Annotated in this window: 17 protein-coding genes; 4 read left to right on the top strand and 13 right to left on the bottom strand. The window is 48.9% G+C overall.

Annotated elements, in window-relative coordinates; translation table 11 throughout:
• Positions 1–26 precede the first annotated feature (26 nt).
• Positions 27–1379, bottom strand: coding sequence for an FAD-binding oxidoreductase (locus ACO0LL_RS08380; protein WP_422950408.1), 1353 nt, complete (start codon positions 1377–1379; stop codon positions 27–29).
• A gap of 141 nt (positions 1380–1520) precedes the next feature.
• Between ACO0LL_RS08380 and ACO0LL_RS08375 the strand changes: the two genes are divergently transcribed.
• Positions 1521–3329, top strand: coding sequence for an ATP-binding protein (locus ACO0LL_RS08375; RefSeq protein ID WP_422950407.1), 1809 nt, complete (start codon positions 1521–1523; stop codon positions 3327–3329).
• 74 nt (positions 3330–3403) lie between these two features.
• On the opposite strand, the gene rarD is transcribed toward ACO0LL_RS08375, so the two are convergent.
• From rarD to ACO0LL_RS08315, 12 genes are all read right to left on the bottom strand, one after another.
• On the bottom strand, positions 3404–4282 hold the full coding sequence (rarD, locus tag ACO0LL_RS08370) for an EamA family transporter RarD (RefSeq protein ID WP_422950406.1): 879 nt from the start codon (positions 4280–4282) through the stop codon (positions 3404–3406).
• Between the two features lie 82 nt (positions 4283–4364).
• Positions 4365–5264 carry a cobalamin-binding protein gene (locus ACO0LL_RS08365; protein ID WP_422950405.1) on the bottom strand — a complete coding sequence of 300 codons (900 nt, stop codon included), beginning with the start codon at positions 5262–5264 and terminating at the stop codon, positions 4365–4367.
• Positions 5264–6103, bottom strand: coding sequence for a pantoate--beta-alanine ligase (gene panC / locus ACO0LL_RS08360; RefSeq protein ID WP_422950404.1), 840 nt, complete (start codon positions 6101–6103; stop codon positions 5264–5266). The genes ACO0LL_RS08365 and panC overlap by 1 nt, the downstream gene beginning before the upstream one ends.
• Before the next feature lie 39 nt (positions 6104–6142).
• Entirely contained in the window at positions 6143–7000 is an 858-nt protein-coding gene (locus ACO0LL_RS08355) for a segregation and condensation protein A (RefSeq protein WP_422950403.1), read from the bottom strand.
• A 51-nt stretch (positions 7001–7051) separates the two neighbouring features.
• Positions 7052–7261: a DUF3460 family protein gene (locus tag ACO0LL_RS08350; RefSeq protein ID WP_162059367.1), complete on the bottom strand. Its 210-nt coding sequence runs from the start codon at positions 7259–7261 to the stop codon at positions 7052–7054.
• 105 nt (positions 7262–7366) lie between these two features.
• Complete coding sequence (locus ACO0LL_RS08345; protein ID WP_422950402.1) at positions 7367–7948, bottom strand: TIGR00730 family Rossman fold protein; 582 nt, start codon at positions 7946–7948, stop codon at positions 7367–7369.
• Complete coding sequence (locus ACO0LL_RS08340) at positions 7945–8616, bottom strand: TetR/AcrR family transcriptional regulator (RefSeq protein ID WP_162041829.1); 672 nt, start codon at positions 8614–8616, stop codon at positions 7945–7947. The genes ACO0LL_RS08345 and ACO0LL_RS08340 overlap by 4 nt, the downstream gene beginning before the upstream one ends.
• A 62-nt stretch (positions 8617–8678) precedes the next feature.
• Positions 8679–9197, bottom strand: coding sequence for an RDD family protein (locus tag ACO0LL_RS08335; protein WP_422950401.1), 519 nt, complete (start codon positions 9195–9197; stop codon positions 8679–8681).
• A 4-nt stretch (positions 9198–9201) separates the two neighbouring features.
• A complete protein-coding gene (locus ACO0LL_RS08330) occupies positions 9202–9933 on the bottom strand; it encodes a DUF3106 domain-containing protein (RefSeq protein WP_422950400.1) in 732 nt (243 codons plus the stop codon).
• Between the two features lie 2 nt (positions 9934–9935).
• On the bottom strand, positions 9936–10352 hold the full coding sequence (locus tag ACO0LL_RS08325; RefSeq protein ID WP_422950399.1) for a DUF3619 family protein: 417 nt from the start codon (positions 10350–10352) through the stop codon (positions 9936–9938).
• Complete coding sequence (locus ACO0LL_RS08320; protein WP_162041826.1) at positions 10349–10918, bottom strand: RNA polymerase sigma factor; 570 nt, start codon at positions 10916–10918, stop codon at positions 10349–10351. The genes ACO0LL_RS08325 and ACO0LL_RS08320 overlap by 4 nt, the downstream gene beginning before the upstream one ends.
• Positions 10919–11011: 93 nt before the next feature.
• A complete protein-coding gene (locus ACO0LL_RS08315) occupies positions 11012–11299 on the bottom strand; it encodes a hypothetical protein (protein WP_422950398.1) in 288 nt (95 codons plus the stop codon).
• Positions 11300–11506: 207 nt separating this feature from the next.
• On the opposite strand from ACO0LL_RS08315, the gene ACO0LL_RS08310 reads away from it, so the two are divergent.
• Genes ACO0LL_RS08310 through ilvC form a run of 3 tightly spaced genes read left to right on the top strand, consistent with a single transcriptional unit; the run spans position 11507 to position 14788 of the window.
• Entirely contained in the window at positions 11507–13222 is a 1716-nt protein-coding gene (locus tag ACO0LL_RS08310; protein ID WP_422950397.1) for an acetolactate synthase 3 catalytic subunit, read from the top strand.
• A complete protein-coding gene (ilvN, locus tag ACO0LL_RS08305; protein WP_422950396.1) occupies positions 13222–13713 on the top strand; it encodes an acetolactate synthase small subunit in 492 nt (163 codons plus the stop codon). The genes ACO0LL_RS08310 and ilvN overlap by 1 nt, the downstream gene beginning before the upstream one ends.
• A gap of 58 nt (positions 13714–13771) precedes the next feature.
• Positions 13772–14788, top strand: a complete 1017-nt coding sequence (gene ilvC / locus ACO0LL_RS08300; RefSeq protein ID WP_110253979.1) for a ketol-acid reductoisomerase — start codon at positions 13772–13774, stop codon at positions 14786–14788.
• Positions 14789–15510: the final 722 nt, after the last annotated feature.

Below are 15510 nucleotides of genomic sequence, written 5' to 3'. Positions count from 1 at the left end.
ATCCAGTTTCTGGACAGCCTCTGTTTTTAAAGGTATGCGCTTAAAAAATCATTGTGCAATTTGCGATTCGGGTTATGCGCTGCAATCGCAGAAGTCAGGGATGCATGATTTGGGTAGGCTTCCTGAAACAGCGCCCGGTCCGCAGCACGATAATATGGAAGGTAATAGCTACCGCCAGCCGCGATTGCGAATCGTGCTGCCTTGTTAAAACATATTATGGCTGATGGATCTGGCACGCCACCTGAGACTTTTACACTCAAATCAACAGCCACACATACCATGCTTTCTTTTGGGCAGTATGAAAGAAATGTCGTATGGTCGGTTTTCTCTGGTTGAACTATCCTTAGCGTTGTGCTCAAGACTGACACTGCATTTGTTTCTTGGTACAAGGATTTTAATTTTTTCACAAAAGGCAGCAATTCACGCAATGGGACAAAATATTCCTGGAGCATGTCAGTTTCATCGGTGCCTTTATGCAGAACAAAGGAAATGGCAGAGCGCATCCAGTTCATGCGACTTTTAATTGTGTGGTCGCCAGGGTAATATGCTTTGACCAGTTGCCATAATTTGGAACGTGCGTCTGTGCTTTGGCGAGAAACAGCCCATGCCTTACTGGTAAATTCGCCCGTGGCCCATTTTTCAATATCAAGTTTTTCATTGCTTGCGGCGCTTTGCAGCGTGTTGACATAATCAACGCTGAGTACCTCGTCATAAAGCTTTTTTGGATCAAAGGACAGCCATGCATAGTGCATGTCCGGCCAGGTGCTGGTATTGTCTCTGTCAACGATCTTTTTCTGATAGTCCTCCAGGCTGATTAATTTTGCATCCTGGCGTAATAGATCATTTCTCCCTACATGCAGCGTCGCTTCAAGAATGACTGCGCAGCTACCATATCCGCCAAGCACTGCTTTGCATAGCTCGTCTGCTGGCGTCACTGTTGTGGTATCTCCATTCGGCAATAAAAGTTCCAAACTTTTGACGGTGGAAGATAATGGTCCTTTTCTGGCGTCGCGGCCATGGCAGTTGACACTCAGCGAACCACCGACTGAAAAACCTGCTGACGATTGATGTACTAATGGAGCCAAACCAAATTGGTTCAGGTGATGATGGACGTCAGACCAGGTCGCACCAGCCTCTACCGTGACAGTGTTATCCGTCGTGTTTACTTCGGTAATTCTGTTCATTAACTCAGTGATCAGCATCGCACCATTACTGCATGTCGCTTGCCCACCCTGACTGTGACGTGAACCTGCGATTGATAATTTCTCTGTGTCATCATGATCAGTCAGATAAGTTTTCATTTCATCTTGATCTGCGATGATGGGCATGGATGAAATCGATGTTGCATTAAGTCCGGTAAGGTCATGAATGGTGATCATAGTGCCTCCACGTATTTGAGTGTTGTAATACCAACTTGGAATGGGGAATTTTATTGCTTAAATTATACTGACATAGTTTAATGACATCAGTCTATAAGTTGTTTTATTTAAAATAAATCACCTGAATTAGGGATGGTCATCATGGCCTTGTTGCAAAAGTGCTTGATTTCCGCTGGGATATTTCTTGTGCTTATGTTGGCTGAAGGCCGTTTTGCACAGGCGCAAGTATTACGCCTTGATCATGCAAGTCTTTTGGATATCAATACAGGTGTGCAGCTTGGCATCGTTGCATTGCCTGACTCCTGGAATGTATACAAGCCCATGCGTGCTGGCGTGATGCGTTATTCGTTCACATTTGTATTAACGCAGCAAGTTGCACAGACCTATGCAATCTTTCTTCCACGGGCAGGTAATCGTATAAGGGTCGAGGTCAACGGCGTGATGGTCGGCAGCAGGGGCGAGCTTAACGACCAACGTAAAGACTTTGTGCATACTCCGCATATGTTCAACATTGCAAATGGTGTCTTGAATATTGGTGAGAATACAATCTTTGTGACGATTGCTGGTGAAGTGGCACGCTATGCTGGTTTGTCTGAAGTATGGATAGGTCCGCTAAAGGATGTCAGCCCCATGTTTGAGCAAAGAATGGTCTGGCAAGTTGGTGGATCTCTTGCCACGATCAGTATTTGTATGTTTTTGTCTTTGATTTTTTGTGGTTTTGGTTGGGCCGCGGGATCCCGTGCGTACGTCATCTTTGGTATGTCTGCTCTACTTTGGGGTTTTCGTACTACCTATGCACTGACAACAGAGCCGATATTTCCCTACAAATGGTGGGGGTGGGCAATAGACATGGCTTACGGTGGTGCCGTCGCTTGTCTGATCTTCAGTACCGTCAACATATTGAGAATGAAGTCCGTCTGGACTGTAAGAAGCATATGGCTTTTTGCGGTGATAACAGTATTGCTGACATTTTCCTATAGCTTTGGCGAAAGTTATCTGGCACGCAAGGTATGGTTATTTGTGATGTTGTTGTATGTATTTTTAACGACTATCTTGCTGTTTGCCAAATGGAGGAAAAAAACCAGCTTTCAAAATAACTTGTTGCTTGGTGCTGCAGTTATTGCCCTGTCTTTTGGTATTTATGACCATATTGTTGTTGTACATATGAAGCATGGCTATCAGACATTTGCGTTGGCAAGATTTTCCATTCTCTTTTTCATGTTGGCGATGAGTGTCATCATGGCTATGCGCTTTACACGCTCGGTACAAGCCACAAGACGTAGTCTTCTGCGCACGCGAAATAATCTCAATAAAGCCCTGAGTAAGCTCGAGCGGGCAAATGCAGAGAAGAAGGAAGGGCAAATCAAAGAAGCATTAATACTTGAACGGCAACGTATCATGCGTGATATGCACGATGGGTTCGGCTCGCAACTGGCTGGTATGTTAAATCATGTTCGCACTCAAATCATGCAACCAGCTATCATGGAGCAAAAAGTCAGGGAGTTGATTGATGAGCTACGGTTGACTATTGATGCGCTGGAGCCAATGGAGGGTGATCTGGGGAGTGTTTTGGGTGCATTACGCTATCGTCTCGAACACCGTTTTAACGGTGCCGGAATAGAATTGGTCTGGGAGGTTGGTGAGCTACCGACAATACAGGAAATGAATCCGGTTAAAGTTCAGCATGTGCAAAGAATTATTCTTGAGGCATTTACCAACATCATTAAACACGCTCAGGCTACTCAGGTGACAGTGAGTACTAAAGTCAATGCTGACTCAATTTCAGTCATCATTCAAGATAATGGAATTGGTTTTGACTTGGCAATTCCTTCAAAAGGTCGTGGTTTGAGCAACATTCGTAACAGAGCGTCTGAGTGTGGTATGCAATTGCAGATTCTGTCTTCATCGGGTGGGTGTTCACTTATCCTGATTTTACCAATTGCTGCATGATGAGCATTTACCTGCTATTGAACTTTCCATTTCGCACTGACTCACAAAAAATAATTTGATGTTTTCTGAGGCGTTCACATTTTTTGTTGATTGAAATTGCGCCACAAACCTTCAGCTGAATAGACGACCAGCGCTGCCCAAATGGCGATAAAGCCTGCCAGTTTGTTGGAGTCGAAAGGCTCGTGATATAGCCAGACGCCCAGCAGTAACTGCACCAGCGGCGAGATGTATTGCAGCAATCCCAGTGTCGTCATCGGTATGCGCCTTGCGCCTGCCGCGAACAGTAACAGGGGAATGGCAGTGATAGGGCCGCTGATGAGCAGCAGCATCTTGATATCCACACTGCTGGCGATGAAGCTGTTTTGTCCTTGTGCAGTAAGCCAGCATAGCCAGCCAAAGGCAAATGGAAAGAGCAGGGCAGTTTCCAATGACAGGCCTTCCAGTGCACCCAGGGCAGAGGTCTTACGCAGCAAGCCATAAGTGCCAAATGTCGTTGCCAGCACCAGGCCTATCCATGGAAGGTGGCCAGTCTGTATGGTCAACCAGGCGACGCCTATAGCAGCCAGGGCTACTGACAGCCATTGACCAGGGCGCAGTTTTTCACGCAGCAAGACTGAGCCTATGAGGATATTCACAAGGGGCGTGATGAAATAACCGAGGCTGGCATCAACGATGTGGCGGTGATTGACGGCCCATATATAGACAAACCAGTTGGCGGACAACAGCACCGCACTCAGGGCAAAGCCGGCTATCAGTTTCGGTTGCCTGATTGCTGTGCTGACCCAGGCCCATTGCTTGCGCCAGGTCAGTACACCAACCAGGAATAGCAATGACCACAGCATGCGGTTCAGCAGGATTTCCAGCGCAGGGACGTCGTGCAGGGTTTTGAAATAGATGGGGAACAGGCCCCAGAGGAAATACGCGGAGCCTGCAAACAAAATACCTTGGCGCATGAGTAGCAATCAATCTGTAAGGCTTGCGGCAGCAAGCAAGACAAACATTATCGCTTGAAAAGAAATTGTTTGCTGCCAGCGCCTATTTGCTTCTTGCTGTCGCCAGGTGTTTGCATAGAGCTTCGGTACCATCGAGTATGCGTGGCCCGGCGCGGTTCAGCCAGTCACCTTTGACTGCATAGAAATTGTTTTTCTTTACCGCTGTCAGGATGGGATACTGCTTCCAGTCTGCCATGCTGTCGATATTTTCACCGCTGCTGAAGATGACCTCAGGGTTCGCTGCCAGCACTGCTTCATTGGTGATGGTGGAGCTCAATTCTTTGAGTTGGCCAAATACATTTTTGCCGCCGCACAGACGTATGGAGTCGGACACCATATGCGTGTCATTGATGGTCATCAATGGCCTGCGTATCATTTGATAATATACGCTGACCGGTGCTGCCCCTGCTGGCAATTGATAAGTCTTGCGCAGATTGTCGAGACGCTGCCTGAACTTTTGTGCATTGGCTTTGCCGGTACTTTCAGTGCCAGCCAGTGTCGCCAGTCTTTCTATCGAAGTTGCCACCATTTCAAAATTGTGGGGCTCACTTTCAAAGACAGTGATGTGGTTGCTGCGCAATTTATTGGCCAGGATTTTTGCATTGCCTGTTCCCCAGACAATGACCAGATCTGGCTTGAGGGATAGCAGGCGCTCCAGGTCCAGTGCAAAAATATTGCCTATCGATGGCAGTTTTTTCGCAGCTTCAGGATAGTCGCTGTAATCGGTTACTGCGATGATGTTATTTGCCGCGCCAGCCTCGAACAACATCTCGGTAATATGCGGTGCCAGGCTGACGATGCGTTGCGCAGGTTTTTCTAGCGTGACAGTGCGTTGCGCATCATCCAGTACAGTGATGGCAGCATACGAACTAGTTGATGCAAGACTCCCAGTCAGGCAGGTTGCAAGTGCAAGACTGCCTGTTAGCAATTGAAAACGACGCATCAAATTTCCAGGTTGTCGATCAGGCGTGTGCCACCCAGTTTGGCGGCAGCAACTACCACCAGCGGCAATTGCTGGGCGAGGTCTCCAGCAGATGGTGGTTGCAGGTCGGCGCGTTTGCGTATGGAGATGTAATCCGGCTTCCAGTTGCGTGTCGCCAGTTTTGCCATGGCTTGGCGTTCGAGTTCAAACATATCCAGATGGCCGCCGCGTACTTCTGCTGCGACTTCATTCAGGACTTTGTACAGGGCAGGTGCCTCGGCGCGTTCTTCTGGTGACAGATACATATTGCGCGAAGATAGGGCCAGACCGTCTTCTGCCCTGAAAGTTTCAGCGGCGATGATTTCTGTCGGCAAGGCAAATTGCTTGCTCATATTGCGTACGATCATGAGCTGCTGATAATCTTTTTTACCGAAGACGGCAACGCGTGGCTGTACGCAAGAAAACAGTTTCAATACGACAGTAGTGACACCAGTGAAGAAACCAGGGCGGAATTCACCTTCGAGTATATTGCCCAAATCATCTGGTGGGCGCACGCGGTATTCCTGCGGTTCTGGATACAGGTCTTTTTCAGTCGGTGCAAACAGAACATACACGCCTTCTTTTTCCAGCTTCTCTACGTCAGCCTGGAAAGTGCGCGGGTATTTGTCGAAATCTTCATTCGGGCCAAACTGCAGGCGGTTCACGAAAATCGAGGCGACTACCGGGTCACCATGTTTTTTTGCCAGCCGCATCAGGGATAAATGCCCTTCATGCAAATTGCCCATGGTAGGTACAAATGCAGTACGCAATTGCCCACTCAACTGGTCGCGCAATTCTTCAATGGAGGAAATGATTTTCATGTTACGGCTCTTTAGTGAGGAATAGTATTGTTCTTGCCATCAGGCAGGCGAGTAGGCGAGGCGCACATAGATAGGCGCAAAGGCTTCTGCCTGGGTGATTTCTATCAGGGTTTCTTTAGCCAGTTCAAGCAGGGCGACAAAATTGACGACCAGCACAGGCGCACCACGGCTGACATCAAACAGATCGGAGAATTCTACAAACTTGGATGACTGCAGCTTGCGCAAAATCCCTGTCATGTGTTCACGCACCGACAGTTCTTCACGGCTGATCTTGTGATGGGCGACGAGAGTAGCGCGCTTCAATACATCTGCCCAGGCAGATTGCAGGTCAGCGATATCGACATGCGGCCAGTGCAGCACGGTGTTTTGTTCGACGAACACCTGGGCGTGCAAAAAATCACGGCCCAGTTGTGGTACTGCATTGAGATCGTAAGCAGCCAGCTTCATCTGTTCGTATTCGAGCAGACGGCGTACCAGTTCTGCGCGGGGATCATCGGCTTCTTCACTGTCTGTGCTCTTGTTGGAGGGCAGCAGCATGCGGGATTTGATCTCGATGAGCATGGCTGCCATCAACAGATATTCGGCGGCCAGTTCCAAATTGTGTTTGCGTATCTGATCGACGTACTGCAGATACTGTAGCGTCACTTGCGCCATCGGAATATCAAGGATATTGAAGTTTTGCTTGCGTATCAGGTATAGCAGCAAATCCAGTGGGCCTTCAAATGCCTCCAGGAATATTTCCAGCGCGTCAGGGGGGATGTACAGATCAGTCGGCAGCTTGAATAGCGGCTCACCATACAGCTTGGCAAATGCCAGACCATCGACAACATCAGGCGTGCTGTCGGTTGCGCCAACCAAGGGTAAATCGGTTGGGGTTAACGCTGCGGTGGCGCTCACTGGCTTTCCGGATTGATCAGAGTATCAAGGCAGGCTGTATTAGCCTTAGCCTTAGCCTTTGTTTTGATACACGTAGGCTTGCTGGTTGATGCGCGATTCCAGATTGCGTTTTTGCGTGTCCAGGTCTATCGCTTGCTTGTCCCACAGCAGGGCACGGCCATCGCGCTGGCTTTGTTCCAGTGCAGGATTGGCTTTTTTCAGGTCTTTGATGAAGTTGGTTGCTTCGGATTCGTACAAAGAAAATTGCTTGGAGAATTTCATAATTTGAAATAAACACGAAAAGTCGGATGAAGCCGCATTTTACTCTGCTTTTGGCCTTGCCATGCGGTTTTGGCCCTTGAGTAAAGCTTCAGGCATGCAGAGAAATCAAAGGTCTTTGACTTCCAGCCATTTTTTTACGTGCACTGGACGATAGTTGGCAAACTTCTGCAAGAGCAGGGCTGGGTTGGTTTCCATATACAGCAAGTCCAGATGGCCAGGCCGCAAGAAGCCCTGTTCTACCGTGTGCAAGAGAAAATCATGCAATTTCCGGTAAAAATCATTGATATTGTATAAACCAACAGGTTTCTCATGAAAGCCCAGTTGCGACCAGGTCAGCACTTCAAATAATTCTTCGAGCGTGCCTATGCCACCAGGCATGGCGATGAAGGCGTCCGACAAATCAGCCATCATGGCTTTGCGTTCATGCATATTGGCAACGACATGCAGGGAGCTCAGGCCGGTATGGCCAACCTCTTTATCCATCAGTGCTTTAGGAATGACACCCGTGACTTTGCCGCCCAGGCGCATGACTTCATCCGCAATGACGCCCATGAGGCCAACATTGCCGCCGCCATACACCAGGCCAAGGTCTTGCCTGACCAGTTCAGCAGCCAGTTGGCGTGCTGCAATGGCATAGTCTGCCGTAATGCCTGGCGAAGAGCCACAATAGACGCAAATATTCTTCATGCTGGATTGATCTTGCGCAAATAGTCTTGCGACAGTTTTTCAAAGACGTTCTTGGTTTCGCCGCGCAGGTAAGGGCTGATCAGCACAATCACCTGATAACATCCACGTGCCAGCGACTCCGACATAGTTTGCAGTTCGGTATATTTACGCGGATTGCGCACATATTCATACGACAGCCAGTAAGTTGCGACGACCACCATATTGGTGGCCAGGGCATCGATATCGATGTCACTAGCTTCAAACTCACCGTCGGCGCGCAAACCATTGCAGAGTTCGGTCGCGACCTTGATCTTGTGCGTCAGTATCTCTTTGAAGTTCAGTTCCAGCTTGCGGTTTCGTGAGAGCAAGTCATTCAGGTCGCGATAGAAAAAGCGATAACGCCAGACCAGTTCAAACGTCAGGTGCAGGTAAGTCCAGATATCCTGGATATTGGCTTTGCGCCCTTCGGGGAAAGCCAGCTTCTTGTTGATCTCTGCCTCGAACTGCACAAAGATGGAATTGACGATATCGTCTTTATTGCGAAAATGATAATAAAGATTGCCCGGGGAAATATTCATTTCCTCAGCAATCACGGTCGTGGTGATATTGGGTTCACCGAATTCATTGAAAAGGCGCAGGGATAACTCAAGTATACGTTCCCTGGTGCGACGAGGAGCTTTGTGTTGCATGTCATTCTTCTCGATAATTTATTTCATAAGAATAACATTGAAAGCGCAACATCAAAAGAGTATCAGGTTCCTGACTGCGCTTTCAGCTCAATTTCTGAGGGAATATGGATCAATCGGGTCTTGGCCAGACGGTCATGCAAGAACTGGCCTTGCTTGTCGAAACGGGCGGTGTATGCCCAGGCCAGCATGCCAGCGATGACCACGCCAGCCATTTGCCACTCTTTGAGGCCCAGTTGATGGTCCAGAGCCATGGCAGGCAAAAACCACATCCATGCAAGGCAATAGCGTACTATAGCCTTCACCACAGGCAATTTGCCGCCATCCAGATCAACCACCTTGATACGCCAGGTCTGCATTGCCAGGGTTTGGCCACTGCGGCTCCAGCAAAACACAAAATATGCACCAATGACAAGAAACAGCCAGAACTGACGAGTATGACGTAAAGTCAGGGCATGCCTGCTCTGCGTGATCACATCAAAGATAAAGCCTGAGACAAAAACGATGCCAAACAGCAGCATGGCCTCATAGACCATGCAAATCAGGCGGCGGCGTATGGCTGGAGCAGTCAGATCAGAATTCACGGGATTACTTGTTTTGGGACGCGGGCACGCTGGCGGCGGTGGTATCGGTTGCAGTAGCTGCCGGTGGTGTAGCGGCAACTGAGGCGGCAGGTGTGACAGGTGCAGCAGGTGTAACAAGAACTGCCGCAGGCGGTGTAATGACTTTAACTGCTGGCGCTGATGTAGTGGGCGGCGTTGGGCCTACCTTGATAGGTGCCAGGATTTTCGGATTCTTGACAGATTCCGATGGCAGATTGGTCACACTTTTCTTTTTCTGGTTTTCATCTGCGAGGCGTTTTTTTTCTTCTTCACTCAGCTGTTGATATTGTTGCCATTGTGCTGACTTATGCTCAGGCTTGAGTTGTGTTGATTTTGCGTAGTTTTCGCGGGCGGCCATACGCTGCTCAGGGGTCAGTTTGACCCAGTCACGCATGCGTTCTTGCAACCTGGCTTGTTCGTCAGGCTTCATCGTTGCGTAGCGATCGGCGATCCCCAGCCATTTTTTCTTACCGAGTTCTGACATCTTGTCCCATTCGGGACTCAATGGTGCCAAAGCCTGTTTCTGTGCAGCGCTGAGTTCTGTCCACAGCGGTTTGCTCAGGGTACTGCCGCCCAGCAGGCCAGTGCTGGCCTTAGCTGTATTAACTGTACTTTGTGGATTGGACGCAGGAACAGAAATACCGCCGGCAAAAGCCAGCGGTATTGCAAGAGACAGAATAATGAGACAAACAGTATTCGGTATTAACGCAAACGTCACTACTACTCCTCTGTTTTGTTCAAATAAGCACTGAACCCGGTATCAACATAGGCGGCTGGCGGTAATTCATCCACCAGGACGGCAGTATCGATATCTGCCAGTTCATTAATGTTTTGCTGTTGCTCGTATTCATAAATGCCCAGCAAGCCCACAACCAGGACCAGCAAGGGCAGGGCCAGGCCCAGCTTGCCCATCCAGGAACCTGGTCCCTGGAAAGAAAAGCCAGAGTTGCCAGCCAGCACGCCCTTGAATACCTTCACGGCTGCCGGTGCTTCCTGCTTCTTGCGGGCCAAAGCCGCTTTGCGTGCCAGCGCCAGCCTGTCAAGGGTAGGGGCAGGCAGGCTTTCTGCTGACTCGTTCAGCGCCCGTCTTACCTTGTAAGCAAACTCAAGGTCTTTAGCTTCTTTTGAGTAATTCATAGGTGTATTCCTTTCGCCTTGAGCGTGACGGCCAATGCGTGTGTTGCCCTGGAGCAGTGTGTTTTGACGCTGCCTTCTGAGCAACCCATTGCAGCGGCGGTTTCCGCTACATCCATGTCTTCCCAATAACGCATGAGGAACGCTTCCCGTTGACGTGCTGGAAGTTTTTTTATTTCTTCGTCAATTATGTTAAGAACTTGCTCACGTTCTATCTTGTCTGCACTGGATTCGGATGATTCCGAGCCTTCTTCAGCATAACTTTCCAGCAAGTCAAAATTATCGTCGTCCTGATTATTGGACGGCGTGATGCTGGAAAACAGGCTAACCCAGGTGTTTCTGACCTTTTCCCGGCGAAAAAAATCCAGGATAGTGTTTTGCAGTATGCGCTGGAACAGCATGGGCAATTCTGCCGCAGGTTTGTCGCCATATTTTTCGGCGAGCTTGATCATTGCCTCCTGGACAATGTCCAGGGCAGACTCTTCATTTCTTACCGTATAGACAGCATGTTTGAAAGCGCGTCGTTCTACACCTTCCAAAAAGCTGGATAATTCTTTGTCTGTGGCCATTGTTGGCAGTTACGCGCTTTACGTTCGCTTTGCGTTGAGTTACGTTGTTATAGCAGGCGCGGCTTCCTCATTGTCGTTACGCATTGGCTTTGATTAATGACGATCAATGGCGTTAAAACTAAAGAAGCTGGCTATGCAAAATTGCGCACATGCTAGCAAAAATACGTGCTTATGTCCTGAATTTTGTGGCTTATTGTCATTTGATAACATTTTAAGGGCAAATAAGTTTCTTTTCTTATAGAATTTTCCTTGACCAAATTGCTGCGACGCAGTACCTTGTGAGTCCGCTCCAAAATCTCGGGGCACAAAATGCTTGTCTGGAACAGCCCACAATGCCGTCGCCGACAAGTTCGCTTTAAGAAGCTGTTTGTTCTGACCCATGCCACAAGCGTGAGAAGTCTGTCGTTGTAAAGCCTTAATACTGATTGAACGAGTGCACTAAGCCTTGCCTGGTACCATATCCAACGGATGTGTAAAGGGGAATGTGACCGCACGTAAAGGGATCTCAGCTTTCCGGTATTTACATGTCGATTTCGCCAGGAAAGAACATCCGATCAATCTCCTATGGACCTTGAAAGGACACAATTTATGAGTTCAGAATTTACAGGCGCAGAGATACTTGTCAAGTGTCTTGCCGAAGAGGGTGTTGAGCATGTATTCGGATATCCGGGTGGTGCCGTACTCTATATCTATGATGCAATCTTCAATCAGGACAAGTTTCAACACATCCTGGTGCGTCATGAGCAGGCTGCAGTACATGCTGCTGATGCTTATTCCCGTTCCTCCAATAAAGTAGGCGTGGCCCTGGTCACTTCCGGACCTGGTGTTACCAATGCGGTAACCGGGCTGGCAACTGCTTATATGGATTCGATACCCATGGTGATCATTTCAGGCCAGGTGCCCAGTGCCGTTATCGGCCAGGATGCTTTCCAGGAATGTGACACCGTTGGTATTACCCGTCCCTGCGTAAAGCATAATTTTTTGGTGAAAGACGTCAGGGATCTGGCCGAGACCGTCAAAAAAGCATTCTATATTGCAACGACAGGTCGTCCGGGCCCTGTGCTGGTGGATATCCCCAAGGATATCAGCATGCACAAAACTACCTATAGCTACCCTAAAGAAGTCGAAATGCGCTCTTACAAGCCAGTCGATAAAGGGCATGCAGGTCAAATTCGCAAGGCTGTGCAACTGCTGTTGCAGGCTGAACGTCCCATGATTTATACCGGTGGCGGCGTGATACTCGCGCATGCTGCGCCGGAGCTGAACAAGCTGGTCGATCTGCTCGGCTTTCCATGTACCAATACCCTCATGGGTTTGGGCGCCTACCGTGCCAGCGATGAAAAATTCGTCGGCATGCCGGGCATGCATGGTACTTACGAAGCCAATATGGCCATGCAACACTGTGACGTGCTGATCGCCATTGGCGCACGTTTTGATGACCGCGTGATCGGCAATCCCAAGCATTTCTCTTCGCATCCACGCAAGATCATTCATATTGATATTGATCCTTCGTCGATTTCCAAGCGCGTCAAGGTTGATATTCCTATTGTGGGCAATGTCAAAGACGTCTTGCAGGAAATGTTGTCACAACTGAGTGCAGTTGAGACACGTCCTGATCCAAAGGCGCTGGCTACCTGGTGGAAGCAGGTCAATGAATGGCGTGGCCGTGAATGCCTGAAATACCCGACTTCAAATGAAGTCATCAAGCCACAGTCCGTGGTTGAAAAAGTCTGGGAAGTGACCAAGGGCGATGCCTTTGTTACCTCGGACGTTGGCCAGCATCAGATGTGGGCTGCGCAATACTACCGCTTTGATAAGCCACGTCGCTGGATCAATTCCGGTGGCCTGGGGACCATGGGCGTGGGTTTGCCGTATGCCATGGGTGTGCAGATGGCTAACCCGGATGCGACTGTTGCCTGTATCACTGGCGAAGCCTCGATACAGATGTGTATACAAGAGCTGGCAACCTGCAAGCAGTATCACCTGACACCAAAAATTATCTTGTTGAACAACCGCTTCCTTGGCATGGTCAGGCAGTGGCAGCAAATTGATTATGGCTCACGTTATTCCGAGTCTTACATGGACTCTCTGCCCGATTTTACCAAGCTGGTGGAAGCCTATGGCCACGTCGGCATGAAGATAGAAAACCCGGCAGACGTCGATGGCGCAGTGCGTGAAGCCTTTGCCATGAAAGACAGGCTGGTATTCATGAACTTCATTACTGATCAAACCGAGAATGTCTGGCCTATGGTCAAGGCAGGCAAGGGCTTGACTGAAATGTTGCTGGGTTCGGAGGATCTGTAATGAGACATATTATTTCCATCCTTCTTGAGAATGAAGCCGGTGCCTTGTCCCGTGTGGTCGGTCTGTTTTCTGCGCGCGGCTATAACATTGAAACCCTGACGGTTGCACCGACTGAAGACCCGACCCTGTCGCGTATGACGATCGTGACTTCTGGTTCTGACGACATCATCGAACAGATCACCAAACATTTGAACCGCCTGATTGAGGTAGTCAAAGTGGTTGATCTGACCGAAGGCGCGCACATAGAACGCGAACTGATGCTGATCAAAGTAAGGGCGGTCGGCAAGGAGCGCGAAGAAATGAAGCGTACCGCAGATATTTTCCGTGGCCGCGTCATCGACGTCACCGAAAAGACCTACACCATAGAATTGACTGGTAATAAAGGTAAATTGGATGCTTTCATCGATTCAATCGACCGCACGGCAATTCTGGAAACGGTACGTACCGGTGGTTCAGGCATAGGACGCGGCGAACGCATCCTCAAGGTTTAAAAAATAGTTTCAGGCATACGCCATCCCCTACAAAAATACTTAATTATTAGGATACAAAATGAAAGTTTTCTACGACAAAGATTGTGATCTCTCCCTGATCAAAGGCAAAAACGTTGCTATCATCGGCTACGGTTCTCAAGGCCATGCACACGCACAGAACTTGAATGATTCCGGCTGTAAAGTGACTGTCGCCCTGCGTAAAGGCGGCGCTTCATGGGATAAGGCAAAAAATGCCGGTCTGAACGTGGCTGAAGTGAACGACGCAGTCAAAGCAGCTGACGTCATCATGATCTTGCTGCCAGATGAAAACATCGCCCAGGTGTATGCTGAAAACGTTGCTCCTCACGCCAAACAAGGCGCAGTGCTGGCATTTGCCCATGGCTTCAATGTCCACTACGGTCAAGTTGTGCCACGCGCCGATCTGGATGTCATCATGATCGCTCCTAAGGCACCTGGCCACACTGTACGTGGTACTTATAGCCAGGGCGGCGGCGTGCCTCACCTGATCGCTGTGTATCAGGATAAATCCGGCTCTGCCCGTGACATCGCCTTGTCCTACGCAATGGCTAACGGTGGTGGCCGTGCCGGCATCATCGAAACCAACTTCCGTGAAGAAACAGAAACTGATTTGTTCGGTGAGCAAGCGGTTCTGTGCGGTGGTGCAGTTGAACTCATTAAGGCTGGTTTCGAAACCCTGGTTGAAGCTGGTTATGCACCAGAAATGGCTTACTTTGAATGTCTGCATGAATTGAAACTGATCGTTGACCTGATCTATGAAGGCGGTATCGCCAACATGAATTACTCGATCTCCAACAATGCAGAATACGGTGAATATGTGACTGGCCCTAAAGTCGTTACAGAAGACACCAAAAACGCCATGCGCCAATGCCTGAAAGATATTCAGACTGGTGAATACGCGAAGAGCTTCATCCTGGAAAACAAAGCCGGCGCGCCGACTTTGATCTCCCGCCGTCGTTTGACTTCTGAGCATCAGATCGAAGAAGTGGGCGCGAAATTGCGTGCCATGATGCCTTGGATAGCGAAGAACAAACTGGTTGATCAAAGCAAAAACTAATTGCTGAGATCGCCGGGCATCATCCAGCGTGCGCTTGCAGGCGCACGCAGCTCGAAGGCTAAAAGTCGTCCACTTGGACGACTTTTTTTACGCCTTCAAGTGCACTTGGATCGCTAAAAACAAACTGGTTGATCAATCCAAAAACTAATTTTTAAGATCGCCGGGCATCATCTCGTCTGCGCTTGCAAGCGCAGACGGCTCGAAGACTAAAAATCGCCCGCGAGGGCGATTTTTCTTTAACTTTATCGAGATTTTGTAACTGCCGTGTTTTCCGCAAAATCAATTCTAAGCAAATTTTTAGTCTCGTCAGTTTGCAAGTAAATAACGTGTAACGGAGAGATGGTATGGTAATTATTAAAATTGCATATCTTCTGGTAAAGTGGCGGGTTTTTGGGTGTTCAAACAAATTGTAAGGGTTGAGAATGAAAGTCGTTATTGCAGTATTGATAGCGGGATTGTCTTTAGCTGCTTGTGGCGGTGGGGGTGGTTCAAATCCGCAGTCCAGTATCACTGCCGGAACTACAACAGGTACGACTACCGGAACTACAACAGGTACGACTACCGGAACCACAACAGGTACGACTACCGGAACTACAACAGGTACGACTACCGGAACTACAACAGGTACGACTACCGGAACTACAACAGGTACGACTACCGGAACTACAACAGGTACGACTACCGGAACTACAACAGGTACGACTACCGGAACTACAACAGGT

This window comes from Undibacterium sp. TC4M20W, assembly GCF_049340245.1.
GTDB lineage: Bacteria > Pseudomonadota > Gammaproteobacteria > Burkholderiales > Burkholderiaceae_D > Undibacterium.
The sequence above is the reverse complement of the archived record's forward strand: the minus strand, read 5'-3'. Positions and strand labels throughout refer to the sequence as shown.

Excerpts from the sequence above, each read along its gene's own strand:
- ACO0LL_RS08380 (WP_422950408.1), bottom strand. The coding sequence starts at position 1,379 with ATGATCACCATTCATGACCTTACCGGACTTAATGCAACATCGATTTCA.
- ACO0LL_RS08375 (WP_422950407.1), top strand. The coding sequence starts at position 1,521 with ATGGCCTTGTTGCAAAAGTGCTTGATTTCCGCTGGGATATTTCTTGTG.
- rarD (WP_422950406.1), bottom strand. The coding sequence starts at position 4,282 with ATGCGCCAAGGTATTTTGTTTGCAGGCTCCGCGTATTTCCTCTGGGGC.
- ACO0LL_RS08365 (WP_422950405.1), bottom strand. The coding sequence starts at position 5,264 with ATGCGTCGTTTTCAATTGCTAACAGGCAGTCTTGCACTTGCAACCTGC.
- panC (WP_422950404.1), bottom strand. The coding sequence starts at position 6,103 with ATGAAAATCATTTCCTCCATTGAAGAATTGCGCGACCAGTTGAGTGGG.
- ACO0LL_RS08350 (WP_162059367.1), bottom strand. The coding sequence starts at position 7,261 with ATGAAATTCTCCAAGCAATTTTCTTTGTACGAATCCGAAGCAACCAAC.
- ACO0LL_RS08345 (WP_422950402.1), bottom strand. The coding sequence starts at position 7,948 with ATGAAGAATATTTGCGTCTATTGTGGCTCTTCGCCAGGCATTACGGCA.
- ACO0LL_RS08340 (WP_162041829.1), bottom strand. The coding sequence starts at position 8,616 with ATGCAACACAAAGCTCCTCGTCGCACCAGGGAACGTATACTTGAGTTA.
- ACO0LL_RS08325 (WP_422950399.1), bottom strand. The coding sequence starts at position 10,352 with ATGAATTACTCAAAAGAAGCTAAAGACCTTGAGTTTGCTTACAAGGTA.
- ACO0LL_RS08320 (WP_162041826.1), bottom strand. The coding sequence starts at position 10,918 with ATGGCCACAGACAAAGAATTATCCAGCTTTTTGGAAGGTGTAGAACGA.
- ACO0LL_RS08315 (WP_422950398.1), bottom strand. The coding sequence starts at position 11,299 with ATGGGTCAGAACAAACAGCTTCTTAAAGCGAACTTGTCGGCGACGGCA.
- ACO0LL_RS08310 (WP_422950397.1), top strand. The coding sequence starts at position 11,507 with ATGAGTTCAGAATTTACAGGCGCAGAGATACTTGTCAAGTGTCTTGCC.
- ilvN (WP_422950396.1), top strand. The coding sequence starts at position 13,222 with ATGAGACATATTATTTCCATCCTTCTTGAGAATGAAGCCGGTGCCTTG.
- ilvC (WP_110253979.1), top strand. The coding sequence starts at position 13,772 with ATGAAAGTTTTCTACGACAAAGATTGTGATCTCTCCCTGATCAAAGGC.